The sequence below is a fragment of the Psychrobacter sp. L7 genome, from assembly GCF_002810365.1.
In the GTDB taxonomy this organism is placed as follows: domain Bacteria; phylum Pseudomonadota; class Gammaproteobacteria; order Pseudomonadales; family Moraxellaceae; genus Psychrobacter; species Psychrobacter celer.
In genome coordinates this window covers 1-25404 of record NZ_NEXR01000002.1, presented here as the reverse complement: position 1 = coordinate 25404, position 25404 = coordinate 1, and the positions used below count along the sequence as shown (strand labels likewise).

The window sequence follows — 25404 nt, the reverse complement described above, 5'->3', positions numbered from 1 at the left end:
CCGAGTCGCCTGTCATCATCCAGACGATAAAATAATAAAGACAATCAGACAACGCGTCACCACTTTATAGGACTATTTTATGTTTGCTATTGCTGCTAGTACCATCACCAGCTGGGGATTGTACGTCTTACTACCAATATTCATCGCCTTTTTATTTTTTATTATGTGGGACATCTCTAAAAAATCTGAGGCTGGACGCGCTGGGACGTTTTGGATCTTTTTGGCACTGGGTGCTGGGTTTGTGGGCTTTTTACTCAAGCTCTTATTAGAGGTCGCCTTTGAGAGATGGTTGATCTAACCAACCCTCTAGGGCGTGCCTTCAGTTCAACCGACAGCCATCCAAATGGGTTCGAAGCAGCTAAACAGCGACTAAACACTGCACTGTTTTACTGTGCTATTTTTTGGCAATAATGGTCGCGCGCATCGGGGCAGGATAGCCTTCTACAGTTTTTGTTCGGTCATTAGGATCTAAAAAATCTGCTAAAGAGTGATACGTCATCCATTCGGTTTGGCGCTGCTCACTGGTCGAAGTCGTGGCCACATCGACGCAGCGCACGTCTGTAAACCCTGCTTTTTCAAGCCAGCCGATTAACGCTGCAACAGAGGGTAAAAAGTACACATTATTCATCTGCGCATAGCGGTCATGCGGCACCAGTACAGTATTGGCATCGCCTTCGATTACCAACGTCTCAAGCACCAGCTCGCCGCCTTTGACCAGCTGCCCCTTTAGCTGTTGCAAATGCTCAAAGGGTGACTGACGATGATAGAGCACCCCCATACTAAACACCGTATCAAATAGCTGACTATGCTCAGGTAAGGCTTCGAGTGGGACGGGGATATAATGCGTTTTATAACTATCAGCCGCGCCGACAAAATGCCGAATCGCCATAAACTGATGATAAAACAAGCAAGAGGGATCGATGATAATGACCGTCTCCGCGCCAGCCCCTGCCATACGCCAGCCATGATACCCAGAGCCGCCGCCGACATCGAGCACGCGCCGTCCTTTTAAGGTGCCCAAATGCGGCGCAACTCGCTGCCATTTCCAGTCGCTATGCCACTCAGTATCTATCTGAATGCCTGAACTCTCATGACCTATTTGAAACGGTCCCTTTCGCCACGGCATTAATTGCTTAAGTAGCGCTAAAGCTTGCTTACGCTCAGAGTCATTAAGAGGAGCGTTAATAGTAATAGCTGAACTATTTAAATTCACGCTATCGACGTTTAAATCAGGCAAACGCGCCACTGAGGACTGATAAGCGGGCGCATGCGCATAGTTGCGCTTATCTTTGATAGCGGTGAGCCATTCGGGTAATTTCGTCAGCCACTCATAAGCACTCGGATGCGTCTCAGCGATGGTTAATAAGGTTAAATATAGCTCACGTTCAGCGTTGGCAATGGTTTGGTGCAGGATTGTCATAGGATAGTGGTTTTTGAAAGGATAGACTTCCTATTATAAAGGATAATAATAGATAAAGTCCTAGCCGTAATAGCAAAAGACTTAAAAGTATAGTTTTACTCTAGAAATAGCTTCCAAATAAATAACAATCGATTATTTTAAGCCTGTTTCTGATTAAATATTTTATAGATTATAATAAAAAACTTATTCTCCAATCTAAATCTAACTTCTAGCTAATTCAATGCTATTATTATTGAAATCATACTTTCTTGACTAAAACTTATATCATTTTCAACCGTATAATCTAATTAAAAAATACTCTAGCTATTATTTCTATATTCTTTTCTAGCTAGTGCATATTTCTCGGCTTTTAACCCACTTTTATCTTCTGGAAGATGAAGTAGACAAATAGGAATATGTTTCACGACATATGGATAGCCACTAACTTGATGATCATGTTTAGTTGTTAAGTATCTTTTATTTTGATGATGCCCATCGATTTCTAGATTATTCAGTTCATACTTATTGCTTTCTATCATTGCTTTCCATCCATCCATTACGCTTTTTTCTGTATCATTTTTTCCTTTTGGTTTTATATAAATAAATAATCCGCCATGATAAGCATGACTTTCTCCTTTACTATATCTAGTAGTTAATTGCAAAAAACCTTCGTTTATGTGATCAAATCCATATCTGTTTGCACCACCAAAAATTTTTGCTTCACTTATCCATTTGTAACTTCCTGATATTACTGAAATATCAGCATTTCCATTTTTGTCACTATCTAATTCAGCACCATAATTTTTCATTTTTAAATTATTATAAATTTGACGTGATATTTCTGTTTCAGACATATCAATATATGTTTCAACTCCATCCATCATAACAGAAGCAATATATTCCAAGTCCTTATAAAGTAACTCAATAAACTCATCATACGAAAATCTTGAATGCAGGTCGTGCATCATCAATTCACGAGCTGAAATAAAGTCATTTATAGTATTTCCTATACTCATTGCCTGACTCCTTTAAGCAATGAAATCAATTCTTCAGTTGGGCAAAAATAAGGTAAAACAATATCATTAAATTTTTTTTCATTTATTTTTTCGTGCGTTATAGGATTATAGAACTCATTCTCTTTGTACGATTGAAAAATATTCTCTAAATCCATTTCCTCCCAACAACCAGCACTATCTAAATAATGAAAGCGTTGTTCTAAAAATTTCACATTAATATGTGCTAACACATAAACTGACTGTATAAATACATCTTTATCTTCTTCTTTTAATTTTGATTTCTTAAAAAGAGATGAATAATTGAATATTGAATCTTTAGATAAATTATTTTGTTCTATTATTTCATTTAATATATTCTTACAGGAATAATTAATTTCACTTGCATCATCACGACCAAATGTATGCTTATGTATTTTTACTATGTATAAATGAAATATGTTATTCATATGAATCACGCATGTTGGAAAATTTTATCAATGCAGAATTGAAAGCCTTTTTCTGTTTTTACATCAGTAATTACTGCATAATCAATTTTTGAAAAAGCAGATTTAGCATATTCGCGATAGCTCATTTCAATAGAAATAATAGGTTCTTCATTTTTCTGTAAGGAATAGCGTTTAATAGTTCCATAGTAGTCAAGTATACTATTTTTTTCTCCATTGATATAAAATTTATCACTTCTAGTGTCTAGTTTTTTAGATGTGCTTCCACTAGTATGACTATATCCACCATTATCTGTCGAAAATTTGTGTTTTAGTATATTACCAGTTTTCTCTTGCTCCATCTTTTCAATACATGGTCTCAAGTCCATTGGATCAACATTAGTAATATTAAAATGATTTTTAAAAATATCATAAAGCCGAGCATAGGATTTATTCATTTCAGCTCTAATGAAGCTACTCTCCAAATCCAAACCTAAGATTAAAGCTTCGTTTTTTAAATCAAGCGCAATAAAATCGAAAACAGTTATCTTGTTTCGAATTACCTTAAATACATCAATAACTTCACGCACATCATTATCGTCTACTTCATCAATCAAAGAGGGCATAGACTCCTTATTAATATACTCACGAAGACCTTTAATATAAAAAACCTCAAGGGTTTTACTTAAAGATATTTTTAAGCTCGTCTTCTTTATTTTGTTTTCAGGCAATGTTATATCAAATGATTTTTCATTTCCTTTTTCCAATCTATCTGAAAAGTAATCTCCACAATGAAATCCAGATTTTATATTTAGCAGTTGGCTCTTATTTAACTTATAAATATAAATTCTCTTTGAAGCAAACATAATATGCCTCTTTAGATAGTCATCTATTGCTACTGCTAATTTCTTGATAGTTTTTTTATCTATTTCTTCATCTAATTTATTTATCTTATTAATAACACTATCCATCCCAACCGATGCAGATAAGCCGTTAGCTTTCATTAAGACATTAAAATCTTTAAAACCCGCCTGACGTGCTTTTAGATATTTGATACTTTTGATAGCTTTTTCTTTTAATTCAATAGCTTCCAAGCTGTTCATGCTGTTCCTCAATTAAATTTTTTATTACTTTATTCTTTAAATTCACTTTTAATATTAAGTATAACTCCTATAACTCTATAGATAAATATTTATAAATACAAGTATAAAACACCTTTAAGCGACATCAACTGTCGAGAGATACTAAATTGAGTAGATTTAAGTTACTTTATTAAGTTTTTCAATTAGTTTAAGACTATTATTAATCATATTGGCTATTGAGTTAAGTTGCCTTTATCCTATTTAAACGCCACTAGCGACACAAAGTTCAAAAACTGAAACCATGTCAGATGCCGCGCAAAACCCACCTTATCCAAACGCTGATGGTGCCCGTCTAAGGTATCGGTGATAAGGACGTTTTCTAGCGCATTACGCTTGCCGCTGATTTCCATCTCGGTATAGCCATTAGCGCGCTTAAAGTCATAATAGCGCTCAACCAACCACGCATCATACTGCTCATCAAACGCATGGGTTTTTTCAGTCAACACCAATATACCGCCCTCGCTCAGTGCGTTATAGATATTCTCTAACACTGCCACTCTATCGGCGGCTGGCAAAAACTGTAGCGTTAAATTTAAAATCACCATATCGCATGGCTCAAGTGTCACATCGCGGATATCGGCGGTGACGACTTCGATATCGTGCTCAGGATAGTTATCATTGAGCACAGTCGCCGCTTTTGTGGTCATCGCAGGCGAGATATCTATCGCTTTAATCTGTAAATCCTGCGGCGCAAACTCCCCAGCCAGCGCCATGCTAGCCGCACCAAGTGAGCACCCCAAATCATACACACGGCTGACACGGCGGCCATCATCGCCTTGCTGACGGTACTTGCAATGACGCCGAGCAAAAATAGGCAACATCGCCAGCACCTGCCCATAACCTGGTACACTACGGCGAATCATATCTGGAAAACACGCCACCACCTGCTCATCAAAAGAAAAGCGCGCCGCTTTGTCGAGAGGTGTGGTAAATAAAGTGTCATGCTTGATAGTGGCAGGATTGGATTGGCTCATGGGGCGACTCGTTTTGATAATAGCAAAAGCCCATTATAACATTACTGTTTGTTACTTATTGCCATCAGATGCCCTGCTAAGCTAAATAGGTCATGCTAAGGGCAATCAATTGATGATTGAAGCAGTCGTTAAACTAACCGTATCATTGAGTTGATAGAGTCTTTAAGCAGGTCGTTGAAAGTTGAAAAATGACCGTCTGCGACCAACATTTACACCAGTAGCACTATGTCACTTTTAGAGTGAAGTGATTATATAACCTGATCATCTCTTTATAATAATAGGAAAAATTATGCAAACCATTATCTTAGGCGGTGGCTGCTTTTGGTGCACCGAATCGGTCTTTTTGTCCGTAAAAGGGGTAGCGTCCGTGACCTCAGGCTATATGGGCGGCGACGCAGTATCGGCCAACTATGAGGCCGTCTGTAGCGGCACCACAGGTCATGTGGAGGTTATTAAGGTCGATTTTGATGACACTGTTGTTCCTCTGGAGGTGATACTTGATGTGTTTTTTGCCACTCACGACCCCACAACCAAAGATCGTCAAGGCAATGATGTCGGCAGTCAATATCGTAGCGTGGTGTTCTATACAGACGATGAGCAAAAACCAACCGTCGATCGCACCATCAACAAACTGCGCGATATGGGCGTCAACGTCGTCACAGAAGTCCATCCTACTATGACGTTTTATAAGGCTGAAGAGTCGCACCAAGACTTTTTTAATAGAAACCCAGGCCAAGCCTACTGCAACTTTGCCATCCCGCCCAAACTTGCCAAACTGCGTAAAGAGTTTAGCGAATATATGGTCAATTAACTGACGCGCCATCACGGGTGCATCATTCGGCTAAAGGTCATCTGGCAGGACGCACCTTTACGCTATGCGGCGTAGTTATTACTCATACTTATTTATGATCAAGATAAAAAAGACGGACCGCCCTTCTCAGTAAATGAAGCAAGCATTGAGCAGTATTATCAGATTGATGAAGTAGAAACACCTCTGCTACTATCGGCTCTATGCCTGATCTATCTGTCACAGACCATGGCTGGCTACTCACAGCAATAGACAATCATAGAGAGATTTGATGAAAATTTTTATCAGCTTCGTCAGCCTGATGGGTTTGTTATTGGTCGTACTGCCAGGGCCATTATATAAATATGGCATCGTGGATTTGGGTACCGCCTTTGCCGGATTTAGTTTGGCGATGCTCGCAGGCGGTGCGGCACTGATCATGTTGTTATTACAAGCGTTATTCAAACGCCACACGCTTAGCTTTCGCACCACCATCATCACTATGCTGCTAGCGAGCAGCTCGATCCTCATACCGCTCACCATGCTGCACAAAGCCAAAAGCGTACCACCCATTCATGATATTTCAACCGACCTTACCAACCCGCCTAAATTTGTGGCCATCATTCCTTTGCGGGCTGACGCGCCAAACCCTGCGACATACTCTGGCACCGAGAGCGCAGCACAGCAGCGCGTCGCCTACCCTGACTTGAGCACATTAAGCTACCCACAATCCAAATCTACGCTGCTCAAAGCCTGCGAACAAGCCGCTAGCAGTCTGGACTGGGAGCTGGTGGTGATAGACGCAGACACCGGTATTGTGGAGGCGACAGATACGACGCCTTGGTTTGGTTTTCAGGACGATGTGGTGATACGTATCACCGATGCAGGTAGCAAGCGGCTGGTCGATATTCGTAGTAAATCACGAATTGGTGGCAGCGATTTGGGCAAAAATGCTGAGCGTATACGCCGTTTTGTCAAAGAGCTGGATAAGGTTTTAGAGTCGTAGCGACATCCTTGATAGAAGCTTGACAAGAAGCAAAAGCCGCTTGCAACCTCACACCTACGTCAATTTATAGTAACAGGGTGCTGCGACCGCTTTTCTTTATTATGTAGATTGGTTACTCTAAGTAAATATGACGATTTTGCACTTTATGCTGTTTTATTGATCGCTCTTATTTATAACCATTACTTATCATCACGTCCCAGCCACTTCTCATAATAATTTTGACGTTTATAGGATATTCTCATGCGTTTGACTCCTCTTTCGACCCTATCCATGCTGGCTGCGGCTATTGGTCTGAGCTTTGCCAGCACTGCCCAAGCGGCCAAACCACCAGCGCCAGACTTGTCCAATAGCGAGTTTCAGCAGTGTCTAGATAGGCTAAAAGGCTCTAGTAAGTTTCGCGGCGTAGACAGCTTTACCTTCAACAACTATCGCCCAGCTCAGCCTGATCCTAGCGTTATTCAGTCGCTTAACTATCAGCCCGAGTTTCAAAAAGATGTCTGGGATTACCTATCGGCGCTGGTGGACAAAGAGCGCGTCGAAGATGGTATTCGTGCCAAGCGCCAATGGCGTGATACGCTGCGCCAAATTGAATCGCGCTATGGCGTAAAAGCCGAGCACGTCCTTGGCGTCTGGGGCGTGGAGTCCAACTTTGGTCAGACACTAGGTAAAAAACCGCTATTTGAATCCTTAGCGACTCTCTCCTGCTTTGATCGTCGCCAAAGCTACTTTCAGGGGGAGTTTGCCAACGCGCTCAAAATCGTCCAACGCGGTGATATCGCACCAAACGACATGACAGGCTCGTGGGCGGGCGCCTTTGGGCAAACGCAGTTTATGCCGAGCACCTTTTTGGAGCTGGCCGTCGACTTTGATGGCGATGGTCGCCGCGACCTCGTCAATAGCGTCCCTGATGCGCTAGCCTCTACCGCCAACTTTTTGGACAACCGTGGCTATCGTACAGGGGAGCCGTGGGGTTATGAAGTCAAACTCCCTGATGGCTACTGGGCGGCGTCCAATCGTAAAAACAAAAAATCCATGAGTCACTGGCGCAGCCAAGGTCTGACATTGGCAAATGGTAGCCCGCTGCCCTATGATTTGAGTAGTGCAGGACTGCTATTACCAGCTGGTATAGAAGGGCCGGCGTTTTTGGTTGGTAAAAACTTTGATACCTTTTACTCGTATAACGCGTCAGAAAACTACGCATTGGCCATCGCGCACTTGTCAGATCTGATCACGCGCGAAGACAGCAGCAAGACGGACTTTATCACTGCGTGGCCCACAGATGACCCAGGTATCAGCCGCCAACAAGCCAAAGACATTCAGCAAGCACTGCTCGATGCTGGCTATGATATTGGCGGTGTCGACGGCATCATCGGTGACAACACTCGTACGGCAATTCAGCAATACCAAACCAGCCGCGGTATCTTCCCTGCTGATGGCCGTGCAGGGCAAAAATTTTATCGTACCATCGTTGGTAGTGCCGCCCCTCGCCAAAGCCAGTATGGTAATCAATATGGCCAACCAGCCGGCAATCCGTCCGTTAATAGTCAGCCTTTAAACCCAGCACCTGCCGATCGTATGGGGCAATTGATCCAGCAGCAGACCACCGCGCCAAGCGCTTACTCTCAGTCGCCGCAGCCCTCTACGTCTAGCAACCCGCGCTATCGCCGCGTGATCGGCAGCGACGGTACTATCAAGCTGGTACGTATTGATGAAGGCTCATAACCGCTAGGTTTTATCGCGCTCCCTCTGATAGCAAAAAAGCCACGCTATAGCTAGCGTGGCCTTTTTATGTGTTTTAGGACGAGACCTTTAGGACGGTACATTTAACAGATAAGTCTTTAGCGTTGTCTTTTTGACAAACCTACGTTTTGATCCTTTGATTATAGTGACGCGGCGTTATACGATAGGCGGCGGATTGGGCTTACCATTGTCGCCATCCCAGTTTTCCCGTGCCTTGTCGTCTAGGTCAGCAGGGGTTTTTGGCTCCCATTTGCCATTTTCTTTCCATGTTTCATCACCCCAATCCGCATCTTCTTCTTTTCTATCCAAGTCTTTGTAGGCTTGGCTAGGGTCAATGCCGCGGCGTTTCATATCGGCAACTTGCTCTTCTAGGGTGCGAAACTGATCGGCATCATGCATGGCTTTTTCTAAGCCGTCGATTTCATGGTTTCGTTCATCATATTTAGAGTTACTCATGTCTACTCTCCTTAATTATTCAGTGATCGTCAATGATACGTATCTCAGCGCTATTGTATGACGTGTTATCGTTTTAGTGATTTTGTTCTTTAGTCATTTCGTTCATGGCATTCGGCTATCGACTGAACGTGCGCTGACTCATGATTCTTATTATCACCAGTCCTGCTCAGATTCACAACCTCTGCCACGTATGCTTTGTATTACAAAACGTAGTCGCGCGCAGATGCTTGCGGCATATCTGCTCGAGACAGCTATCACTAGAGGACTGCTAAGACAAATAAGTTACCAAAGAAGAGAAGAATGTAAAAAAGGCGATTAAGACTGAGACGGGGTGTTTTTTAACAAGTTTTTTGCATAAAAAGTCAGCTTCCATAGCTCCTGCGATACCCGTGTGCCATAGGTGGTCAGCTGTATCCAATTGGCACTGACCAGCTGACGCTGCAAGACGTTTAAGTCGTCTTGTGATATCTGACAGCGCGCGACCGCGTGGACATTTGGCATGTCTTGCTTGACGTCTGCTTCAGCTTTTGATGCTATCAGTCGGTTGATGGCGGTTTGTAGACCATAGCTAGAGAACGTCGAGGGAATTTTTGATAAGGCAATCAGCACCTCTTGCCATGTCAGCGTCATCGGCCGTGTCACATCTGTCAGGTTACCCCCTGCATAGGCTTGCGCACTATAAGAGATCTCAAAGGACTCTGTCAAAACGATGAGGTTACTGACATTATCTTCTGCAAAGCTGGCTTTGGACTGCTCATGAGGGTAGGCAAGATTATGTTGGGTCAGGCTGTGTTTGTTGATGGCTTTTTTGGCGGACGGCCGCTCAGCGGTTTTTTGCGTAGTAGCTTGTTTGCTAAACTCAATAACCTCGTCACTGGCCTTTATCCAGCCGCCCGTGACTTTATGCGCAGCAATGATGGTGTAATAGGCTTGTACCAGCAGGCTTTCGATTTCATCAGCATTGTCATAATAGTATATGCGATTGTCTTGCTTGGTCACTGCGTTGATAAATTCTTGTAACTGGCGGCTAATGGCGCTGTCTGGCGGCTGGTTTTTGATTAAGACCAGTAGAGGCTTGAGCTTGGCTTTGGCATTTAGATAGCTCAAATGCATTTGGCTGACGCCGGTTTTTTGTACGGTACCGTAGCTATCACCGATTACCATCAACGCATAGTCGCAGGAGTCGATGCATTGACGCCCATATACCGACGCCTTTGACAGTTGGCTTGACACATCATAAGTCAAAAAAGCGCGCGCCTGAAAAAATATCGCTAGGTTGTCCAGTACCAGCAATTGATCATTATCAGCGCATATGACGTGGATATGATAGCGACGGTTTGGCACAATCACCTCTAAGCTTCAGTCATGACATAAGTAACAAGCAGATAAAATAAAGCACAAATATCTTGTTTTGCACAGACTAGCATAAACTTATAGAAATGGAATTATTTTATTTCGACTACAGCAGCTTCATCGTCATATAGGCGCGCCTGACACTCAAACCGCTGATCAGAAATTCCATAATAGCACTTATTTAGAAGCGTATTGCAAAACGGTCTCTTGTCCGACCAATTGTTTTATCAAAGCGCCCAACGTATCATCATATTTGCTGGCATAAAAAGTCAACGGCAGTCGAACAACAGGCGATATTTGATGGTTTGTCGCTATCGCTCGGTGAGCGTTGCTGTCATTCTCGCTATCATCATTGCAATCTTCATTGATATGGTTATAGCCATTGCCTTTAATATTAGCACTTGCCAATAGCTGATTGCTCAGTAGCAGCTGCTTGACCCGCTCTGCAATCGCCTGTCCTGAGTCCAATACCTGTATCGATAACTGCTGGCGCGCAATTTCCTCCAACAAAAAACCCTTAAAAAACGGATAATGCGTGCACCCAAGGACCAACTGATCGATACCAGCTTGCGCAAAGACTGTGAGCTGCTGACGTAAACGCCGCGCGGTCTCGTCCTCCTCTGGCATGCCCGCCTCCACCCATGGCACTAGTAGAGGGTCAAAGTACTTAGTCACTTCTACATTATTGGGCAGGGCAAACGCATCGATAACCTTGTTTAGTAACGCACCATTTAAGGTCGCCTTGGTCGCCAGCACCGCCACGCGATGGGTAGTGCTGGCCAATACCGCCGGTTTTAATGCTGGCACCAATCCCACAATAGGAAGCTGCGGATAACAACGCCTAGCCGTCTCTAGCGCATAGGCAGAAGCACTGTTGCACGCGATAACGATAAGTTTGCAGCCTTGCTGATACAACCACTCGACCGCTCTTAATGTCAGCCTCTCGATATCGGTACTGTCGCGATTGCCATAAGGGACATGTAGCGTATCGGCATAATAGACATAGCGCTCAGCAGGCAGCTGCTCGGCCAGATGCAGATACACAGACAGACCGCCTACCCCCGAGTCAAACAAGCCTATCGGTGCGTTTGGGTCGGCATGATAAGTCGTTGCCTCAGCTGCCACCGCATGAGCAGCGGTCTGCCGGATAGCCGCTGTCTTCATGTGTTTGGCTAGCACAGCTTCAGGATGTGCCCTATCCACGTTTAGCGCGTCATTTTCGCTCATACCCTTCATGGCTGTACTGTCGTTTTTTTGGTCATATCGGTATCTTTATACTGCTGATTGCGTGACTTGTCGGTAGTCAATCAAACTGCTACACATATTTTGTCACGCTTTGCTATTTATTGTTTATGCTACAAATTAGCAATATCTTAAGGCCTTGATAGCTTAAGTTATTGCTAATTTGATTGGTACGTTAATTGGTACGTTAAGACATTGATAGCTTAAGGCATCGATAATTGATAGCATTGCCCGCCACTTTGTAAGGTTAATATCGTCTCACCGTTTTGCTCTGTCAGCTCACCAATCTCAGCCAAATGATAAAACGTATTGCGGCCGATCAGTGCCATCAAGCCATGCCTGACGGGCATATACGGACGTATTTGCTGCTCGGCGGCTTGTTGCTGATGGTCTTTGGCGTTTTGTGCATTATTGGCTTGAGCGCTGCTGGCCTGAGGCTGCCTCTCGGTATGCTTGTCTGGTACATTAGGATTATACGCCTTTAAGACGATTTTGTGCTCGTCATCTAAGCGAACGACATCGCCTGTGATCGTGGTAAACTCCAACCAGCGCAGGCCTGCCTCTTCAACGATACCCACATCGTTGATCAATAACGGCGCATCTTCAACTTGAATACGAATTTTTTGTACAGGCGTCTTTAAAAAATACTCTGTTTTGCCCTGATTTTCTTCTTTCCACAAAATCGTGGCAAACAGACTCACCAATGACTCTCTGGTCATTTGCCCGCCTTCGTGCCACCACTCGCCATTTGCCTTGATCACCAAATCCATATCCGTCACTTGCTCAGGATGCCAGCGCTCTAGTGGCGGTATGGCTCGCCCCTCGCGCGCCCCAGCAGTGGTCTTTAGATACTGGCTCAATGCATCCATACTATTTAGGTCTGATGGCACGTCGTTTGGGGCTTGTGGCGTATCGTTCTGGTATTTATTGGCTTGCTTGTTATGGCTATCCATCTTATGATTTCCTATCTAGTATGCAAAGTTTGGCAAATCTATTATGACTATAAATTTTAGTTTCAGGTATGATGAATCTTTGTCGTCAATCAATCATCATAATTAGCTCATTATTTTAATTTCACCTTAACATCGATACTCACAAATGCGTATCGTGTTTGTAAGACTTTTCTTTTATAATGAGTAACGATTTTTCATTTACGTGTTTTTATTTACATGGTTAAGTGGGTGCTGTATCAATGAGGCGTTTTTTAAAGCGTTGATATCTTTGCATAAATGGTTTTTCGCAAAGAGCCCAGCTCATTGTTATTGATACGGCGCAGACAGTTTTTATCGGGCAGCCATATGTCGAGTGATGTTAGCGCCACAAGTCTATTATTTAATTGTTAAGCTAATGATGCCCTGAGATAAGCCACCATAAGTTTAGGAGTAGGTATGCAAGAGCAAGACAATCAAAAGCCAGTCGTTGATGGCGATACGGTAGCGACAGATACGGTCGAGCAAGACGTGCAAGCACAAAGCGTGGCTGCAGAGCCTGAGATAGAACGCGAGTCTATGGAGTTTGATGTCATCATCGTCGGCGGCGGTCCTGCAGGGTTGTCTGCGGCTATCCGTCTGCGTCAGCTTGCCATTGAGGCGGGCAATGATGAGTTTATGGTTTGTGTGGTCGAAAAAGGCTCTGAGTTTGGCGCTCATACCTTATCTGGTGCAGTCATCGAGCCACGCGCGCTCAATGAGCTCATCCCTGACTGGAAAGAAAAAGGTGCCCCGCTCAACGTACCTGCGACCGAAGATCGTTTTTATTATCTCAATTCAGCCACGCGCTCAACCAAAGTACCTGACCCTTTAATCCCAGCACCGATGCACAACGATGGCAACTATATCGTCTCTCTAGGCAATGTGGTGCGCTGGCTTGCCGTACAGGCAGAAGAGCTAGAAGTGATGATGTTCCCAGGCTTCCCTGCCGCCGATATCTTATATAATGATGACGGCTCAGTACGTGGTATTTTGACAGGCGATATGGGTGTGGCAGCTGACGGCGAGGCCAAGCCAAGCTTTGAGCCAGGCTATGAGCTACTGGCCAAATACACCATCTTTGCTGAAGGTAGCCGCGGTCACTTGGGTAAACGTTTAATCAGCCGTTTTAGTCTCGATAAAGACGCCGATCCTCAGCATTATGGTATCGGTCTAAAAGAGCTGTGGGAAGTGGCACCTGAAAAACATGAGCAAGGCGTGGTCATGCACGGTCTTGGCTGGCCATTGACCGAAACTGGCTCGACGGGTGGCTGGTGGTTGTATTTCGACGAAAACAACCAAGTCAGCTTTGGTCTGGTGGCAGATTTGTCTTATCACAACCCATATATGTCGCCATTTGATGAAATGCAGCGCTTAAAGACGCACCCTGTTATCAAAAACGTCTTAGAAGGCGGCAAGCGTATTTCCTACGGTGCCCGCGCCCTGACCAAAGGTGGCCTAAACTCTCTACCAAAATTCACCTTCCCAGGCGGCGTGTTGGTCGGTGACGATGCTGGTTTCTTAAACCCAGCCAAAATCAAAGGCACGCACACCTCGATGAAATCAGGCATGCTCGCGGCTGAGGCGATTTTTGAGGCGCTGCAAGCTGACCGCCAGCACGACGAAGTGGTGGCTTATACCACTATGTATAAAGAGTCATGGTTATATCAAGACAACTATGAGTCACGCAACTTCTCCCCTGCGATACATCGCATGGGTCTGTTTATGGGCGGCGCCTTTACCTTTATCGAGCACAATCTATTAAAAGGTAAAATGCCACTGACCCTGCATGACAACATCCCTGACTATGATCAGCTAGAGCGTGCCAACCATGCCTATCAGCCGACCTACCTAAAACCAGATGGTAAGCTGGTATTTGATAAGCTGTCGTCGGTATTTATCTCTAATACCAACCACGCAGAAGATCAGCCAACACATCTTAAGCTCACTGACCCAACCGTGCCAGTGTCGATCAACCTACCTCTCTATGCCGAGCCTGCGCGTTTGTACTGCCCAGCGGGCGTCTATGAAGTGGTCAAGGATGCCGAAGGCGCAAAATTCGTCATCAACGCGCAAAACTGCGTACACTGTAAGACTTGTGATATCAAAGATCCATCACAAAACATCACTTGGGTCACGCCAGAAGGCGGCGGTGGCCCCAACTATCCAAACATGTAATGGTGTTGGAGAGCCTTGAGCAGTCATCTGCTCACCGCTGAGCAATAAAAAACCGCCCTTAGTTTATAAGGGCGGTTTTTTAATACTTATACATTCAATGCCTCAATTAAATGACGCGACAACCCATCTTAATCTGTCCAAGCGTCACGGTTGGCTTCGTCTTTTAATTTGACAAAATCATCAGGGTCAAATTTGATTTGTGTACCTGATTTGCCTTCTTTGATTTGACGCTCGTAGTCACGCAGTATGCGTAGCGCCACAGGAGACAAGAGCAAAATAGCCACCAAGTTGACGAGTGCCATCATACCCATGGATAAATCCGCAAAGTTCCAAATCGCGGGCAAGCTGGCGATAGCACCAATAAACACCATTCCCAATACCATAAAGCGGAATATCATGATCATCACTTTGGCGTTTTTGGCGCCTGAGATAAACTCAAGGTTCGACTCGCCATAGCTGTAGTTGGCAATGATGGAAGTAAAAGAAAAGAAGAAAATGGCAATGGCGACAAAGATAATACCCAAATCACCCACGTACTGCGACAATGCCAGCTGCGTCAGCTGAATGCCTTCTTGCTCGACATTGGGGTCGACCACGCCTGACAAAATGATAATAGAAGCCGTTGCGGTACAAATCACCAGCGTATCCATAAACACGCCGAGCATTTGCATAAACCCTTGCACCGCGGGATGGTCAGGATGGCTTTTAGCCGTAGCTGCCGCATTGGGTGCCGACCCCATGCCTGCCTCGTTAGAAAACAGTCCGCGTTTGATACCGTTGATCATCGCCTGAGCGATACCATAACCGATGACCCCGCCCGCCGCTTGCTCAAATCCGAAAGCTGATTTTACGATCAAGGCGATGGCAGCTGGGAATTGGCTAAAGTTGGTGATGATAATAAACAGTGCCAATAAAATATACAAAATCGCCATGATAGGGACGATTTTGCCCGCGATACGAGCCACCGAGCGCAACCCTCCAAACACCACAGGCGCGACCAGTGCCACCAATACAAGGCCTGTCATCCATGTTGGCACGCCAAAGGCTTCGTTGGTCGCTTGTGCGATGGTGTTGGACTGTACGCCATTGAAAGCAAGACCAAAGGCCACGAGCAGACACAGTGAGAAAAATATCGCAAGCCAGCGTTTACCCAAGCCTTTTTCGATATAGTAGGCCGGTCCGCCGCGGTACACATTGTCGTTGTGAGGGACTTTGTATGCTTGAGCGAGAGTCGACTCGATAAAGCTGGTCGACATACCAACCAGCGCGGTCATCCACATCCAAAACACTGCACCTGGCCCACCGAGATAAATCGCAATCGCAACCCCTGCCAAGTTACCCGTACCCACACGCGCCGCCAGCGACGTCATCAATGCTTCAAATGAGCTGATACCGCCATTTTTGCGTCCTTGGTTAGAGACGCGCAATAGCTTCCACATATGACCAAAGTGGCGAAACTGAATAAAACGTGTCACGACAGTAAAATACAGACCTGCGCCAATCAGTACAAACATCAGCAGACCATACCAAGGGTTACTGGCAATCAACCAATCGTTGTTCCCCCAGATAATACTGACACCATAATTTACGAGGCTGTTAAACCACCCTACTATCCCTTCACTCATATCAACTCCTCGTGAATATTTTTTAAAACTTGCTTATTTTTTGCGTTTTATATCAAATAAACGCCATTAAAACCAGCATACCATGCTCAGTCGTCAAATCTGCTGTGCATTTTATAGAGATTCGGTGCGCCACGACCATCACGTTTACTTATCGGTTCAAGATATTTATTTTTAAAATAAATACTGCAGGCTTCTCCCATCCTATAGAATGATAAAAGTAACCAATTTACTGCATAAAGTAAGCCAGCGGTGATGGTTTTTACATACTGTCATCCACCTATCAGGTTTTTATTACTAATGGTTATGCAGGATTTTTGGTTTATGCCTATTTGTTTGCAGTGACACAGACTTGAAAGTGATAGACTAAATTTTATAGGCATTGTGACTTATTGAATATTCACTTATTGTCATGATTGTTTGGCATACTAAAAACTTTAAGACGCTTGTCAGGAAGACGAGACGGTAATCAAAGACAGTGGATGGTCTGCCCCCCTCCTTTCTTCCTCAAATATTGTTTGTTATAGCGCTCTTAAATACAGCGATCTTGGCAAATAGTCATCATGCTAAATCAGCACTCGCGTTATCTGATCGTCAGTGCGTGCTTGTCAGATGTCTTTATCAGACTGACAAGACTGAGATCAATCATGATATTTTAGGTAAGACAAAAGGAGTTGTCCTATGGAAAACCACAACGATCCATCCGGCTATTGGCGTGCCAATGTCCGTCTCATTTTAGGCAGCCTTATCATTTGGGCATTATGCTCGTATGGCTTTGCTATTCTCTTACGTCCTCTTTTGGCAGGTATAAAAATCGGTGGTACTGATTTGGGCTTTTGGTTTGCCCAGCAAGGTTCTATCGGGGTTTTTATCGTCTTAATTTTTTTCTACGCTTGGCGTATGAATAAGCTGGACAAACAATATGGCGTAGATGAGGAATAGATCATGAGTCAATATGTGATTAACATTATTTTTGTGGGTCTATCCTTTGCGCTATATTTCGGCATTGCGATTTGGGCTCGTGCTGGGACCACCAGTGAATTTTATGTGGCAGGCGGCGGCGTCCATCCTGTCGTCAATGGTATGGCGACTGCTGCTGACTGGATGAGTGCCGCGTCATTTATCTCGATGGCGGGTCTTTTGGCCGCGGGTGGCTACGGTGCCTCCACCTATTTGATGGGCTGGACAGGGGGTTACGTCTTACTGGCCATGCTGTTAGCGCCTTATTTACGTAAGTTTGGAAAGTTTACGGTACCAGACTTTATCTCCGATCGCTTTTATTCCAAGACAGCGGCGATGATTGCGGTGGTTTGTCTGATTGTGGCATCGACCACCTATGTTATCGGACAGATGACTGGTGCAGGTGTTGCTTTCTCTCGCTTTTTAGAAGTGGAGAATGACACAGGTCTTATCATTGCCGCGGTGGTGGTGTTTTTCTACGCAGTACTAGGCGGGATGAAAGGCATTACCTATACACAGGTCGCTCAGTACATCGTCTTGATGATTGCCTATACCATTCCGGCTGTCTTTATCTCGCTTGAGCTGACCGGCAACCCTATTCCAGGTTTGGGTCTTTTTTCTACGCATGCTGAGTCCGGCGTGCCTATTTTGACCAAGCTTGATCAGGTGGTCACTGATCTTGGTTTTACTGCTTATACTGCTGATGTGCCAAATAAGCTTAACATGGTACTGTTTACGCTATCACTTATGATTGGTACAGCAGGCCTACCACACGTTATCATTCGCTTCTTTACTGTACCAAAAGTCGCTGATGCGCGCTGGACAGCTGGCTGGACGTTGGTCTTTATCTCATTGCTATACTTTACCGCGCCGGCGGTGGGTGCCATGGCCCGTCTGAACTTAAACGACACCATCTATCCACAAGGCGTTGATCAGCCGGCACTGCCTTATGAGCAGCGTCCTGACTGGATGCGCACATGGGAAGATACGGGTCTTATTAAATATAATGACTTAAATAATGATGGCCGTATTCAACGCTACTTCGATAGCGGTCTTGGTGAGGCAAAACTTGCATTAGCGGCCGCGCAAGCAGAAGGTGGCGATGTCACCGCTGCTACGGCAGAAGTCGCCAAGGCGCAAGCCGCTCACGACCAAGAGCTTGATGGACGCTTTGCTGAAGCAGGTTGGGCGGGTAATGAGCTGGATGTCAATAACGATATCTTAGTCTTGGCCAACCCAGAGATTGCTCAGCTGCCACCTTGGGTGATCGGTCTTATCGCTGCTGGTGGTTTGGCAGCCGCGCTATCGACCGCGGCAGGATTGTTGCTGGCCATCTCGTCTGCCATTAGTCACGATTTAATCAAACGAAACCTCAACCCAAACATCACTGATAAAGGAGAGCTACAAGTTGCTCGAATCTCTATGGCGATTGCGATTGTGGTGGCAACGTGGCTTGGCCTAAATCCGCCAGGGTTTGCCGCACAGGTGGTGGCCTTGGCCTTTGGTATCGCTGGCGCCTCCTTGTTCCCCGCGCTAATGATGGGTATCTTCTCAAAACGCATCAATAATCTGGGCGCAATCTTTGGGATGCTCGCCGGTCTTATCACGACCTTGGTATATATCTTTGTCTTTAAAGGCTGGTTCTTTATCAGTGGTACTGCCAACCTCCCCGATACCGCAGAGTACTGGTTGTTTGGTATCTCACCGCTGTCGTTTGGGGCCATTGGCGCGCTGATTAACTTTGCGGTCGCCTTTATCGTTTCTTATTCGACAAAAGCGCCACCGCTGCACATCCAAGAGCTGGTTGAAAGTGTTCGCTCTCCGCGCGGCGCTGGCGGTGCCATCGACCACTAGGCGTACGAGCCATGTTGACTCTATAATCAAACCACGCTAAAAGGATAAATGTTGAACGTCACTTTTTTTCTTGGAATGATTATAGATATCATATGTAAAGTGTCACTCACAGGCAGGCGCTGCTTGTGAGTGATTTTTTTATCCCTTTAGGTGAAGAATAAGTCTTGGATGGTTGCCAGATTTATTTTTGCCTAAATAAAACGCAAACCGCTCTAACCCATTAAGGAGGATTTTATGCTTTTTGAGTTTATTGCCACCATAGCCGCAGCGTTTGGTATGGCTGGACTGGCACTGATCATAGCTCACCTCAGTAAACTGTCGGGCAAACGCGCGCCAAAGTGGCTGGTGCCACTCTTTGCAGCGGTTGGCATTTTTACCTTCCAAATTCACCAAGAATACAACTGGTATTCTCAGCAAGTCAGCAAGTTGCCCGCGGGCGTAGAGGTGGTCAAAACAGCAGAGAGTCGCACTTGGTTCCGGCCTTGGTCTTATGCCAAACCGCAAATACTGCGCTTTATCGCTGCAGATATCAAAAATGCCCGTGCCCAAGTAGACAATGCGGATATGCGCTTAGTCACTCTTTATCTGTTTGAAAGACGTAGAAGCGTACAAAAAATCCCGCAAGTCATCGATTGCGCGGCGCCTGCGCGTGCAGATTATATATTGCCAAAAGCAGGCAGCACCCTATCACTTGATGAGCATGTGCAGCAAACCAGCACATGGCACCCATTGACCAAAGCAGATTCTTTATTTATCCGTGTTTGCACAGATAGTAATCCATAACGCCTCTACCGTGTTTAGCGTATAGAGCCTACCTGATAGGTATGTTTGGAGTTGGCACCCAATAGCAGACCGGCGCACAAGCCGCCGAAATGCGCGGCAAATGAAATGCCTTGCTGCGGCATCAAACCTTGCTTGATAATCAGCCAATAGCCTGTACCCATGACAATACAAGCGAGCAGGTAGCCCCAACGTCTGGCAAATACCGCGCCGCCGATCATATACCCAATCATGGCAAAGCATAGCCCCGATGCGCCGATATGAATAGAAGACGGCGAACCGATGACCCAAGTGACCAGCCCTGAGGCAATCACCAGTTTAATCACCGTACGATAGGCGTTTTTTTCAAACAACCCAAACAAAAATAAAATCTGCAACAACGTGATGGTATTGCCCAATAGGTGAGAAAAGTTACCGTGCATTGTCCATGAAGCGACCACCCCAATCATGCTACCTACATCTAAAGCACGCGGTACAATACCAAATACATTCCAGATGCCAAAAAAGACCGTTTCATTTAAAAAAAACATCCCCCACATTGGAATCAGCACAAAAGCATATAGTCCGATGACTTGTTTGACCCGTGTCATGATGAGAGAAAATAACTGCTGCCCATTCATATCGTGACCTGCCCTTGACTCTATGCCTTGTATTTAATGCTTACGCTATAGTTGATTCTAAATTAAACAGATACATTGTATGTCAACGTGGAACTGGTATAAATAGCAGACTGTTTTCTTTATCAGCGGCCAAATAGCTATCACCGTGTAGCAACGAGGCTGAATGATAAGGCACCAAAGCCGTTGGGATAAAACGGCGCGCTGCATCGATATGCTGGATTGAATCATCAAAAAAGATATGCGGCGCAAAGGTTCTGAGCACCGCTGTCTTTTCTAGTCCACCCAAAAAAAACGCCATATCGACATTGACGCCCCATTCTCGCAATGTTTTGATAGCCCGCAAATCGGCAGGGGCGTTGCGAGCGGTGACCAGAGCGATTTTTACCGGAGAGTAGCTAAGCCCCGCCGGCAGACGCTCTTGCAGGTTTGAGAGCTTAATCAAGAGCTCGGCATATGGCCCCTTCTCTATCGGCAAATCCCGCATTTTGGCTTCACGGTCATGAAAGGCGCGTAGCCCTTTTTGCTTATAAAGCAGCTCACCTGAGTCATCAAAGAGCACCGCATCACCATCAAAAGCGATACGCAGCTGCTGAGTATCCAGCTCATAAGTATTGACAGGCGTCGCATCCAAGATGGCACACGCACAAATATTGGCATCGGCAACTTGCTGAGCGTCCTCGCGATTGGTGGTCAAAAACAAGTCCACATTAAAATCATCGATATAAGGCGCCACCGGGCTGCCTGAGATAAAAGCCGATCGAGAAATATTGAGGCCATGCTCACGAATGGCATTGAGAACCTGAATACCAGTATCAGGGCTGCTTTTTGAGACGATAACCACCTCAACCAGCGGCGCTTCTAGCTCAGTTTCTTGACTGTCAGCCTGACAGTACCTGTTCAGGTTTAGCAGCGCTTTTATCAGAGGATAGCCTGCGCCAATGCTCAAAGGATCGTTTTCGCGCTCCGTCATATAATCGCGAAACGCCTTAATGGCCGTATCAGGATGCTGCGCTAATAACTGTGATAAATAGCTCTCAGACTCCGTTAAATCAAACAGCGCCGTTGCAGAGACCGCTACAATCAACGTATTACTAAAATCAACTGCCATAATAAAAGGCTCTCACTTGTCAGGCTCCATGGTAGAGTTTATTGTAACAAGGCGCTACCAGAAGATATATGGCACTTTTATGACTAGCGCTGGCATCGATAGCGAGCGTTATCGTTCAACCATTATCACTAAAACAGAAAAGCCATATTGCTTTATAAACAATATGGCCATTTAGACACAGTTACCGTTTAGGCTATTATTTGAAAAAGATAGCGTTGTCGTTCGCGACATGTCTTGCCTATCTTGTACGTTAGCCGCCTCCCTTTATGCTAGCAGTACCAGAGAAATCGCAGGGAACGCCACCAAAATCACCAAGCGAATCACATCGGAGACAATAAACGGCGCTACCCCTCGAAACATATCGGACAGCTTAATATGCGGAGCCATCGCCTTAATCACAAAGATGTTCATGCCCATCGGCGGCGTAATCAACCCAAGCTCTACCGTCAGTACCGCGATGATACCAAACCATACCGGATCAAAACCTAAGGCTACGATGATCGGATACACTACCGGAATGGTGATGACCAGCATCGCCAAGGCATCCATAAATAGCCCTAATAAAAAGTACATGATCAAAATACAAATCAGTACCACCATTGGACTCACTGCCAAGGTACCAATCCAGCTCGCTAAGGTATATGACAATCTAGAGACTGAGATAAAGTAGCCCAGCGCCTCTGCACCTAGTAGCATAAAAAACACCACTGCAGATAATGCTAAGGTTTCAATCAACGACTGCTTTAGTCCCTTCATACGCATGCCTTTGGCAAACGCATAAGCCCAAGAAACGAACGCCCCGACGGCAGCGCCTTCCGTTGGGGTAAACAACCCAAAGAAAATACCAGCGATAATAACGATAAAGATAAAGCTAAAGGGAATGAGTCCTGTCAACGCTATCAGCTTGGCTTTCCATGAGGTAGATTCACCGCGCTGCGCCAAGTGTGGTTTCCAGCGCACCATGATCATGACAGTGATCGAATACATGACCATGCCTAGCATACCGGGCAAAAATCCTGCAATAAACATGTCACCGACCGACTGCTGGGTCAAAATGGCATAAACCAGTAAGGCAATACTGGGCGGAATCATAATCCCAAGCGTACCACCAGCCGCTAAAATGCCGCAGGCAAAGCCTGGCTGATAGCCATACTTCTCCATTTGTGGTAAGGCCACTTTGGTCATGGTAGAGGCGGTCGCTAACGATGATCCCGAGATTGAGGCAAAGATACCCGATGAACCGATACCGGCGATCCCCAAACTGCCCCTAACACCGCCAAAGATGGTGCGGGTTGCTTCAAACAATTTGCCTGCCATACCAGAATGAGTGGCAAAGACACCCATCAAAATAAATAATGGAATGGCACTAAAGTCATATTTGGCTAAAACGTCGACGGGGAGGTCTTTGAGCATTTGTACAGCGCCACTCGGTGCCGTCACAGCGCCAAAGCCGACCAGACCAACGCCAAGCATAGCAAGGGCAACGGGTACTCGTAAAACGACGAGTAGGATCATGACGATTAAGCCGATGGCTCCAACGATTTCTGGACTCATGCGCCTGTCTCCTCAGCGTCAAAAAACTCGCCTGTCTTAAAGATATTGATGGACTCGATCAAGGATCGAATGGCCAGCAAAGCACTTAAAAAGGCGCTGACAAGGTAAATGGGCATCATTGAAATCCGCAAATCTTGGGTGACTTTGCCAAACTCGATAGCATCAACGGCGCTCTCAAACAGCCCCCAAGCAAAGACGATACCGATGACAAAGAACCCCAGCATAAAGACGCCCATCATATAACCTTTGATAGACTTGGGCATCTTTTGGGTGAAAACATCAACAATGATTTGTGAGCGTTCGACAAAAGCGGCAAAGGCAGCTAATAGCGCAAACAGCATAAAATAAGAAACAATCTCGACGCTGCCTTTGACAGTGAAACCAAACTCACCACCGGTGAGCTTGAAGATATAACGGGCGGTAACATCTAGCATGGTGGTCAAAACGATGATGATCAGACTGATACCACCGATGAGCTGACATAGCCGTGAGATGAAGGTACTGATTTTGACCAAGTAGGCCATGCGGCGACTCCTTTAGGTTAGACCTTGCAGGCGGCGCTGGCGGCTTTGGCTTTTTCGTAAACACTATCTGCATCTAGGCCCAAAGCATTTACATCTTTGAGATATTTCTTTGTGCCTTCTAATAATGGGCCTCGCCAATCCGGATCATTTAATGGATCTGGAATCTCCACAATCTCATCGCCTTTAGCTTGGGCCGCTTTTATTGCCATAGCGTCATGTTTATCAAATACTTCACCTACCTTTCTGGCAAGCGCCATGCCTGAGTTGTTATCAAGAACTTGTTTTAAATCATCAGGCAGGGCGTCGTATTTGTCCTTATTCATCGTGACCATCAGGGCAGAGCTATAAAAAGGAATATTGGTATGATATTTGGTGATTTCGTCTATTTTAAAAGCTGTCACAGCTTCCCACGGAAAGCTCAGACCATCAACGACACCGCGCTGTAAAGAAGTATACATATCATTGGCAGGCAGACCCACAGGCGAGGCTCCAGCACTTTCTATGATATCACCAGCGACCGCAGAAGGACGACGAATACGCATGCCCTTCATATCTGCTGGCGTGCGTATTAGCTTATCGGTCGTGTGCAAAGAGCCAGGTCCAGCACCATACATAAAGAGGAGATGTGAGTCTTCATACTCACCGGCCAAGGTGCCGTCATCATAGAGGGTTTGTAGCATACAGCCCATCTGTGTGGCAGAATTAGACAAACCTGGAAGCTCAGTGATCTGCGTTAATGGAAAACGTCCATTGGTATAACCATGCGCTTGTGAGCCAATATCTATGGTACCTTTAGCAGCGGACTCATAGGTCACGTCAGCTTTTGCAAGACCTGCTGAAGGGTATAGCTCAACTTTTAATCGGCCATCAGAATCAGTTTCGATTTGCTTGGCCCATGGCTCAAAGACTTCTGTACTGATTGAGGAGGTTGCAGGCCAAAAATGAGAAAAACGTAGAACAGTGGTTTCTTGAGAATTTGCTGACACACCATCGGTACTATCCGCAGATTGATTTGAACAACCAAAAAGACTCGCGGCAGCTAATGCACCAATCGAAAAAAGAGGAGCTAACTTCATTATCAATTCCTTTTGATAACTGTAAGAATAAAAGTCAAAGACAAACTTAGTATTTATCTCGTCAAATCATTTATGACGCTACAAGCCTAAAACATCCTTTTATAGACCTGTAATAAATATTACTATTTAAAATTAGCAGTTATAATGATATAAGTCAAATCATTTTGGATGCTTAAACTTGTTATTGAGTCAAAAGCCGCTTACTAGAACCAAAGCTAATAGCAGTTAACAGTTTTAGATAAAAAAGCCCCCTAACAATCAAGTTAGGGGGCTTTTAGGGTATAGGGAGCTGACGATGACCTACTCTCACATGGCCGGAGCCACACTACCATTGGCGCAACGATGTTTCACTTCTGAGTTCGGGAAGGGATCAGGTGGTGCCATCGTGCTATTGTCGTCAGCAAAGGGGGTTAGATATGAGTCTGTGTTTGTTTTACTTAATGACTTAAGTATCACTTATCCTAACTGAATCAAGGATAAAGGTGATATCGATATAATTGCTTGATACAAACCACTTGGGTGTTGTATGGTCAAGCCAAACGAGCAATTAGTACAGGTTAGCTCCACACATCGCTGCGCTTCCACACCCTGTACTAATTGCTCGTTTGGCTTGACCATACAAC

23 protein-coding genes and 1 rRNA gene are annotated in these 25404 nt (G+C 45.2%); 8 read left to right on the top strand and 16 right to left on the bottom strand.

The features are described from left to right. Positions 1-79: 79 nt before the first annotated feature. Entirely contained in the window at positions 80-298 is a 219-nt protein-coding gene (locus CAP50_RS02785) for a DUF2788 domain-containing protein (RefSeq protein ID WP_075102521.1), read from the top strand. A gap of 96 nt (positions 299-394) precedes the next feature. Here the strand turns inward: CAP50_RS02785 and cmoB are convergent, their stop codons facing one another. The 5 genes from cmoB to cmoA all read right to left on the bottom strand — a co-directional run bounded on the left by cmoB (position 395) and on the right by cmoA (position 4953). After that, entirely contained in the window at positions 395-1414 is a 1020-nt protein-coding gene (cmoB, locus tag CAP50_RS02780) for a tRNA 5-methoxyuridine(34)/uridine 5-oxyacetic acid(34) synthase CmoB (protein ID WP_100749112.1), read from the bottom strand. Positions 1415-1719: 305 nt separating this feature from the next. Beyond that, complete coding sequence (locus CAP50_RS02775) at positions 1720-2415, bottom strand: hypothetical protein (RefSeq protein WP_100748999.1); 696 nt, start codon at positions 2413-2415, stop codon at positions 1720-1722. Beyond that, complete coding sequence (locus tag CAP50_RS02770) at positions 2412-2861, bottom strand: hypothetical protein (RefSeq protein ID WP_100748998.1); 450 nt, start codon at positions 2859-2861, stop codon at positions 2412-2414. Before CAP50_RS02770 ends, CAP50_RS02775 begins: the two co-directional genes overlap by 4 nt. Positions 2862-2866: 5 nt before the next feature. Beyond that, complete coding sequence (locus tag CAP50_RS02765) at positions 2867-3940, bottom strand: hypothetical protein (protein WP_100748997.1); 1074 nt, start codon at positions 3938-3940, stop codon at positions 2867-2869. 236 nt (positions 3941-4176) lie between these two features. Continuing rightward, positions 4177-4953, bottom strand: coding sequence for a carboxy-S-adenosyl-L-methionine synthase CmoA (gene cmoA, locus CAP50_RS02760; protein ID WP_100748996.1), 777 nt, complete (start codon positions 4951-4953; stop codon positions 4177-4179). 289 nt (positions 4954-5242) lie between these two features. Here cmoA and msrA point away from each other — a divergent pair, with 289 nt between their 5' ends. From msrA to CAP50_RS02745, 3 genes are all read left to right on the top strand, one after another. Further along, positions 5243-5764 carry a peptide-methionine (S)-S-oxide reductase MsrA gene (gene msrA / locus CAP50_RS02755; RefSeq protein ID WP_100748995.1) on the top strand — a complete coding sequence of 174 codons (522 nt, stop codon included), beginning with the start codon at positions 5243-5245 and terminating at the stop codon, positions 5762-5764. A 268-nt stretch (positions 5765-6032) separates the two neighbouring features. Continuing rightward, positions 6033-6746 carry a DUF1499 domain-containing protein gene (locus tag CAP50_RS02750; protein ID WP_100748994.1) on the top strand — a complete coding sequence of 238 codons (714 nt, stop codon included), beginning with the start codon at positions 6033-6035 and terminating at the stop codon, positions 6744-6746. Positions 6747-6986: 240 nt separating this feature from the next. Further along, positions 6987-8468: a lytic murein transglycosylase gene (locus tag CAP50_RS02745; protein WP_100748993.1), complete on the top strand. Its 1482-nt coding sequence runs from the start codon at positions 6987-6989 to the stop codon at positions 8466-8468. A 174-nt stretch (positions 8469-8642) separates the two neighbouring features. On the opposite strand, the gene CAP50_RS02740 is transcribed toward CAP50_RS02745, so the two are convergent. The 4 genes from CAP50_RS02740 to CAP50_RS02725 form a co-directional block, all read right to left on the bottom strand. After that, a complete protein-coding gene (locus CAP50_RS02740; RefSeq protein WP_075102515.1) occupies positions 8643-8942 on the bottom strand; it encodes a hypothetical protein in 300 nt (99 codons plus the stop codon). A 315-nt stretch (positions 8943-9257) separates the two neighbouring features. After that, positions 9258-10286, bottom strand: coding sequence for a DUF4062 domain-containing protein (locus CAP50_RS02735; RefSeq protein ID WP_153045424.1), 1029 nt, complete (start codon positions 10284-10286; stop codon positions 9258-9260). Between the two features lie 186 nt (positions 10287-10472). Then, positions 10473-11531, bottom strand: a complete 1059-nt coding sequence (gene murI, locus CAP50_RS02730; protein ID WP_241900625.1) for a glutamate racemase — start codon at positions 11529-11531, stop codon at positions 10473-10475. A gap of 209 nt (positions 11532-11740) precedes the next feature. Further along, positions 11741-12490, bottom strand: a complete 750-nt coding sequence (locus CAP50_RS02725; RefSeq protein ID WP_100748991.1) for a DUF1285 domain-containing protein — start codon at positions 12488-12490, stop codon at positions 11741-11743. Positions 12491-13045: 555 nt separating this feature from the next. On the opposite strand from CAP50_RS02725, the gene CAP50_RS02720 reads away from it, so the two are divergent. Then, the gene (locus CAP50_RS02720; RefSeq protein WP_100749110.1) at positions 13046-14683 is read left to right on the top strand and encodes an electron transfer flavoprotein-ubiquinone oxidoreductase; all 1638 of its coding nucleotides are present in this window, start codon (positions 13046-13048) and stop codon (positions 14681-14683) included. A 128-nt stretch (positions 14684-14811) separates the two neighbouring features. On the opposite strand, the gene CAP50_RS02715 is transcribed toward CAP50_RS02720, so the two are convergent. Then, positions 14812-16308 (bottom strand): alanine/glycine:cation symporter family protein, encoded by a 1497-nt coding sequence (locus tag CAP50_RS02715; RefSeq protein ID WP_075102512.1) that lies wholly within the window; start codon positions 16306-16308, stop codon positions 14812-14814. 678 nt (positions 16309-16986) lie between these two features. On the opposite strand from CAP50_RS02715, the gene CAP50_RS02710 reads away from it, so the two are divergent. From CAP50_RS02710 to CAP50_RS02700, 3 genes are all read left to right on the top strand, one after another. Next, positions 16987-17247: a DUF4212 domain-containing protein gene (locus tag CAP50_RS02710; protein WP_100748990.1), complete on the top strand. Its 261-nt coding sequence runs from the start codon at positions 16987-16989 to the stop codon at positions 17245-17247. A 3-nt stretch (positions 17248-17250) separates the two neighbouring features. Further along, positions 17251-19119, top strand: coding sequence for a sodium:solute symporter family protein (locus CAP50_RS02705; RefSeq protein ID WP_100748989.1), 1869 nt, complete (start codon positions 17251-17253; stop codon positions 19117-19119). 234 nt (positions 19120-19353) lie between these two features. Beyond that, positions 19354-19902, top strand: a complete 549-nt coding sequence (locus tag CAP50_RS02700; protein WP_100748988.1) for a hypothetical protein — start codon at positions 19354-19356, stop codon at positions 19900-19902. 14 nt (positions 19903-19916) lie between these two features. Here CAP50_RS02700 and CAP50_RS02695 read toward each other — a convergent pair whose 3' ends face one another. The 6 genes from CAP50_RS02695 to rrf all read right to left on the bottom strand — a co-directional run bounded on the left by CAP50_RS02695 (position 19917) and on the right by rrf (position 25183). After that, positions 19917-20519: a rhomboid family intramembrane serine protease gene (locus CAP50_RS02695; protein ID WP_100748987.1), complete on the bottom strand. Its 603-nt coding sequence runs from the start codon at positions 20517-20519 to the stop codon at positions 19917-19919. Positions 20520-20601: 82 nt separating this feature from the next. Then, positions 20602-21627, bottom strand: a complete 1026-nt coding sequence (locus tag CAP50_RS02690) for a 5'-nucleotidase (protein ID WP_100748986.1) — start codon at positions 21625-21627, stop codon at positions 20602-20604. A 264-nt stretch (positions 21628-21891) separates the two neighbouring features. Next, on the bottom strand, positions 21892-23181 hold the full coding sequence (locus CAP50_RS02685) for a TRAP transporter large permease (RefSeq protein ID WP_100748985.1): 1290 nt from the start codon (positions 23179-23181) through the stop codon (positions 21892-21894). Beyond that, positions 23178-23705 carry a TRAP transporter small permease gene (locus tag CAP50_RS02680; protein WP_100748984.1) on the bottom strand — a complete coding sequence of 176 codons (528 nt, stop codon included), beginning with the start codon at positions 23703-23705 and terminating at the stop codon, positions 23178-23180. Before CAP50_RS02680 ends, CAP50_RS02685 begins: the two co-directional genes overlap by 4 nt. A gap of 17 nt (positions 23706-23722) precedes the next feature. After that, positions 23723-24781 (bottom strand): TRAP transporter substrate-binding protein, encoded by a 1059-nt coding sequence (locus CAP50_RS02675; RefSeq protein ID WP_100748983.1) that lies wholly within the window; start codon positions 24779-24781, stop codon positions 23723-23725. 287 nt (positions 24782-25068) lie between these two features. Next, positions 25069-25183, bottom strand: a 5S ribosomal RNA gene (rrf, locus tag CAP50_RS02670). Between the last annotated feature and the right edge of the window lie 221 nt (positions 25184-25404).

Coding starts and splice junctions, on each gene's coding strand:
- CAP50_RS02695 (WP_100748987.1), bottom strand. CDS start 20,519: ATGAATGGGCAGCAGTTATTTTCTCTCATCATGACACGGGTCAAACAA.
- CAP50_RS02675 (WP_100748983.1), bottom strand. CDS start 24,781: ATGAAGTTAGCTCCTCTTTTTTCGATTGGTGCATTAGCTGCCGCGAGT.
- CAP50_RS02700 (WP_100748988.1), top strand. CDS start 19,354: ATGCTTTTTGAGTTTATTGCCACCATAGCCGCAGCGTTTGGTATGGCT.
- CAP50_RS02710 (WP_100748990.1), top strand. CDS start 16,987: ATGGAAAACCACAACGATCCATCCGGCTATTGGCGTGCCAATGTCCGT.
- CAP50_RS02770 (WP_100748998.1), bottom strand. CDS start 2,861: ATGAATAACATATTTCATTTATACATAGTAAAAATACATAAGCATACA.
- CAP50_RS02685 (WP_100748985.1), bottom strand. CDS start 23,181: ATGAGTCCAGAAATCGTTGGAGCCATCGGCTTAATCGTCATGATCCTA.
- CAP50_RS02725 (WP_100748991.1), bottom strand. CDS start 12,490: ATGGATAGCCATAACAAGCAAGCCAATAAATACCAGAACGATACGCCA.
- CAP50_RS02680 (WP_100748984.1), bottom strand. CDS start 23,705: ATGGCCTACTTGGTCAAAATCAGTACCTTCATCTCACGGCTATGTCAG.
- CAP50_RS02740 (WP_075102515.1), bottom strand. CDS start 8,942: ATGAGTAACTCTAAATATGATGAACGAAACCATGAAATCGACGGCTTA.
- CAP50_RS02765 (WP_100748997.1), bottom strand. CDS start 3,940: ATGAACAGCTTGGAAGCTATTGAATTAAAAGAAAAAGCTATCAAAAGT.
- CAP50_RS02705 (WP_100748989.1), top strand. CDS start 17,251: ATGAGTCAATATGTGATTAACATTATTTTTGTGGGTCTATCCTTTGCG.
- CAP50_RS02715 (WP_075102512.1), bottom strand. CDS start 16,308: ATGAGTGAAGGGATAGTAGGGTGGTTTAACAGCCTCGTAAATTATGGT.
- cmoA (WP_100748996.1), bottom strand. CDS start 4,953: ATGAGCCAATCCAATCCTGCCACTATCAAGCATGACACTTTATTTACC.
- msrA (WP_100748995.1), top strand. CDS start 5,243: ATGCAAACCATTATCTTAGGCGGTGGCTGCTTTTGGTGCACCGAATCG.
- CAP50_RS02785 (WP_075102521.1), top strand. CDS start 80: ATGTTTGCTATTGCTGCTAGTACCATCACCAGCTGGGGATTGTACGTC.
- CAP50_RS02720 (WP_100749110.1), top strand. CDS start 13,046: ATGGAGTTTGATGTCATCATCGTCGGCGGCGGTCCTGCAGGGTTGTCT.
- CAP50_RS02745 (WP_100748993.1), top strand. CDS start 6,987: ATGCGTTTGACTCCTCTTTCGACCCTATCCATGCTGGCTGCGGCTATT.
- CAP50_RS02750 (WP_100748994.1), top strand. CDS start 6,033: ATGAAAATTTTTATCAGCTTCGTCAGCCTGATGGGTTTGTTATTGGTC.
- CAP50_RS02775 (WP_100748999.1), bottom strand. CDS start 2,415: ATGAGTATAGGAAATACTATAAATGACTTTATTTCAGCTCGTGAATTG.
- murI (WP_241900625.1), bottom strand. CDS start 11,531: ATGAAGGGTATGAGCGAAAATGACGCGCTAAACGTGGATAGGGCACAT.
- CAP50_RS02690 (WP_100748986.1), bottom strand. CDS start 21,627: ATGGCAGTTGATTTTAGTAATACGTTGATTGTAGCGGTCTCTGCAACG.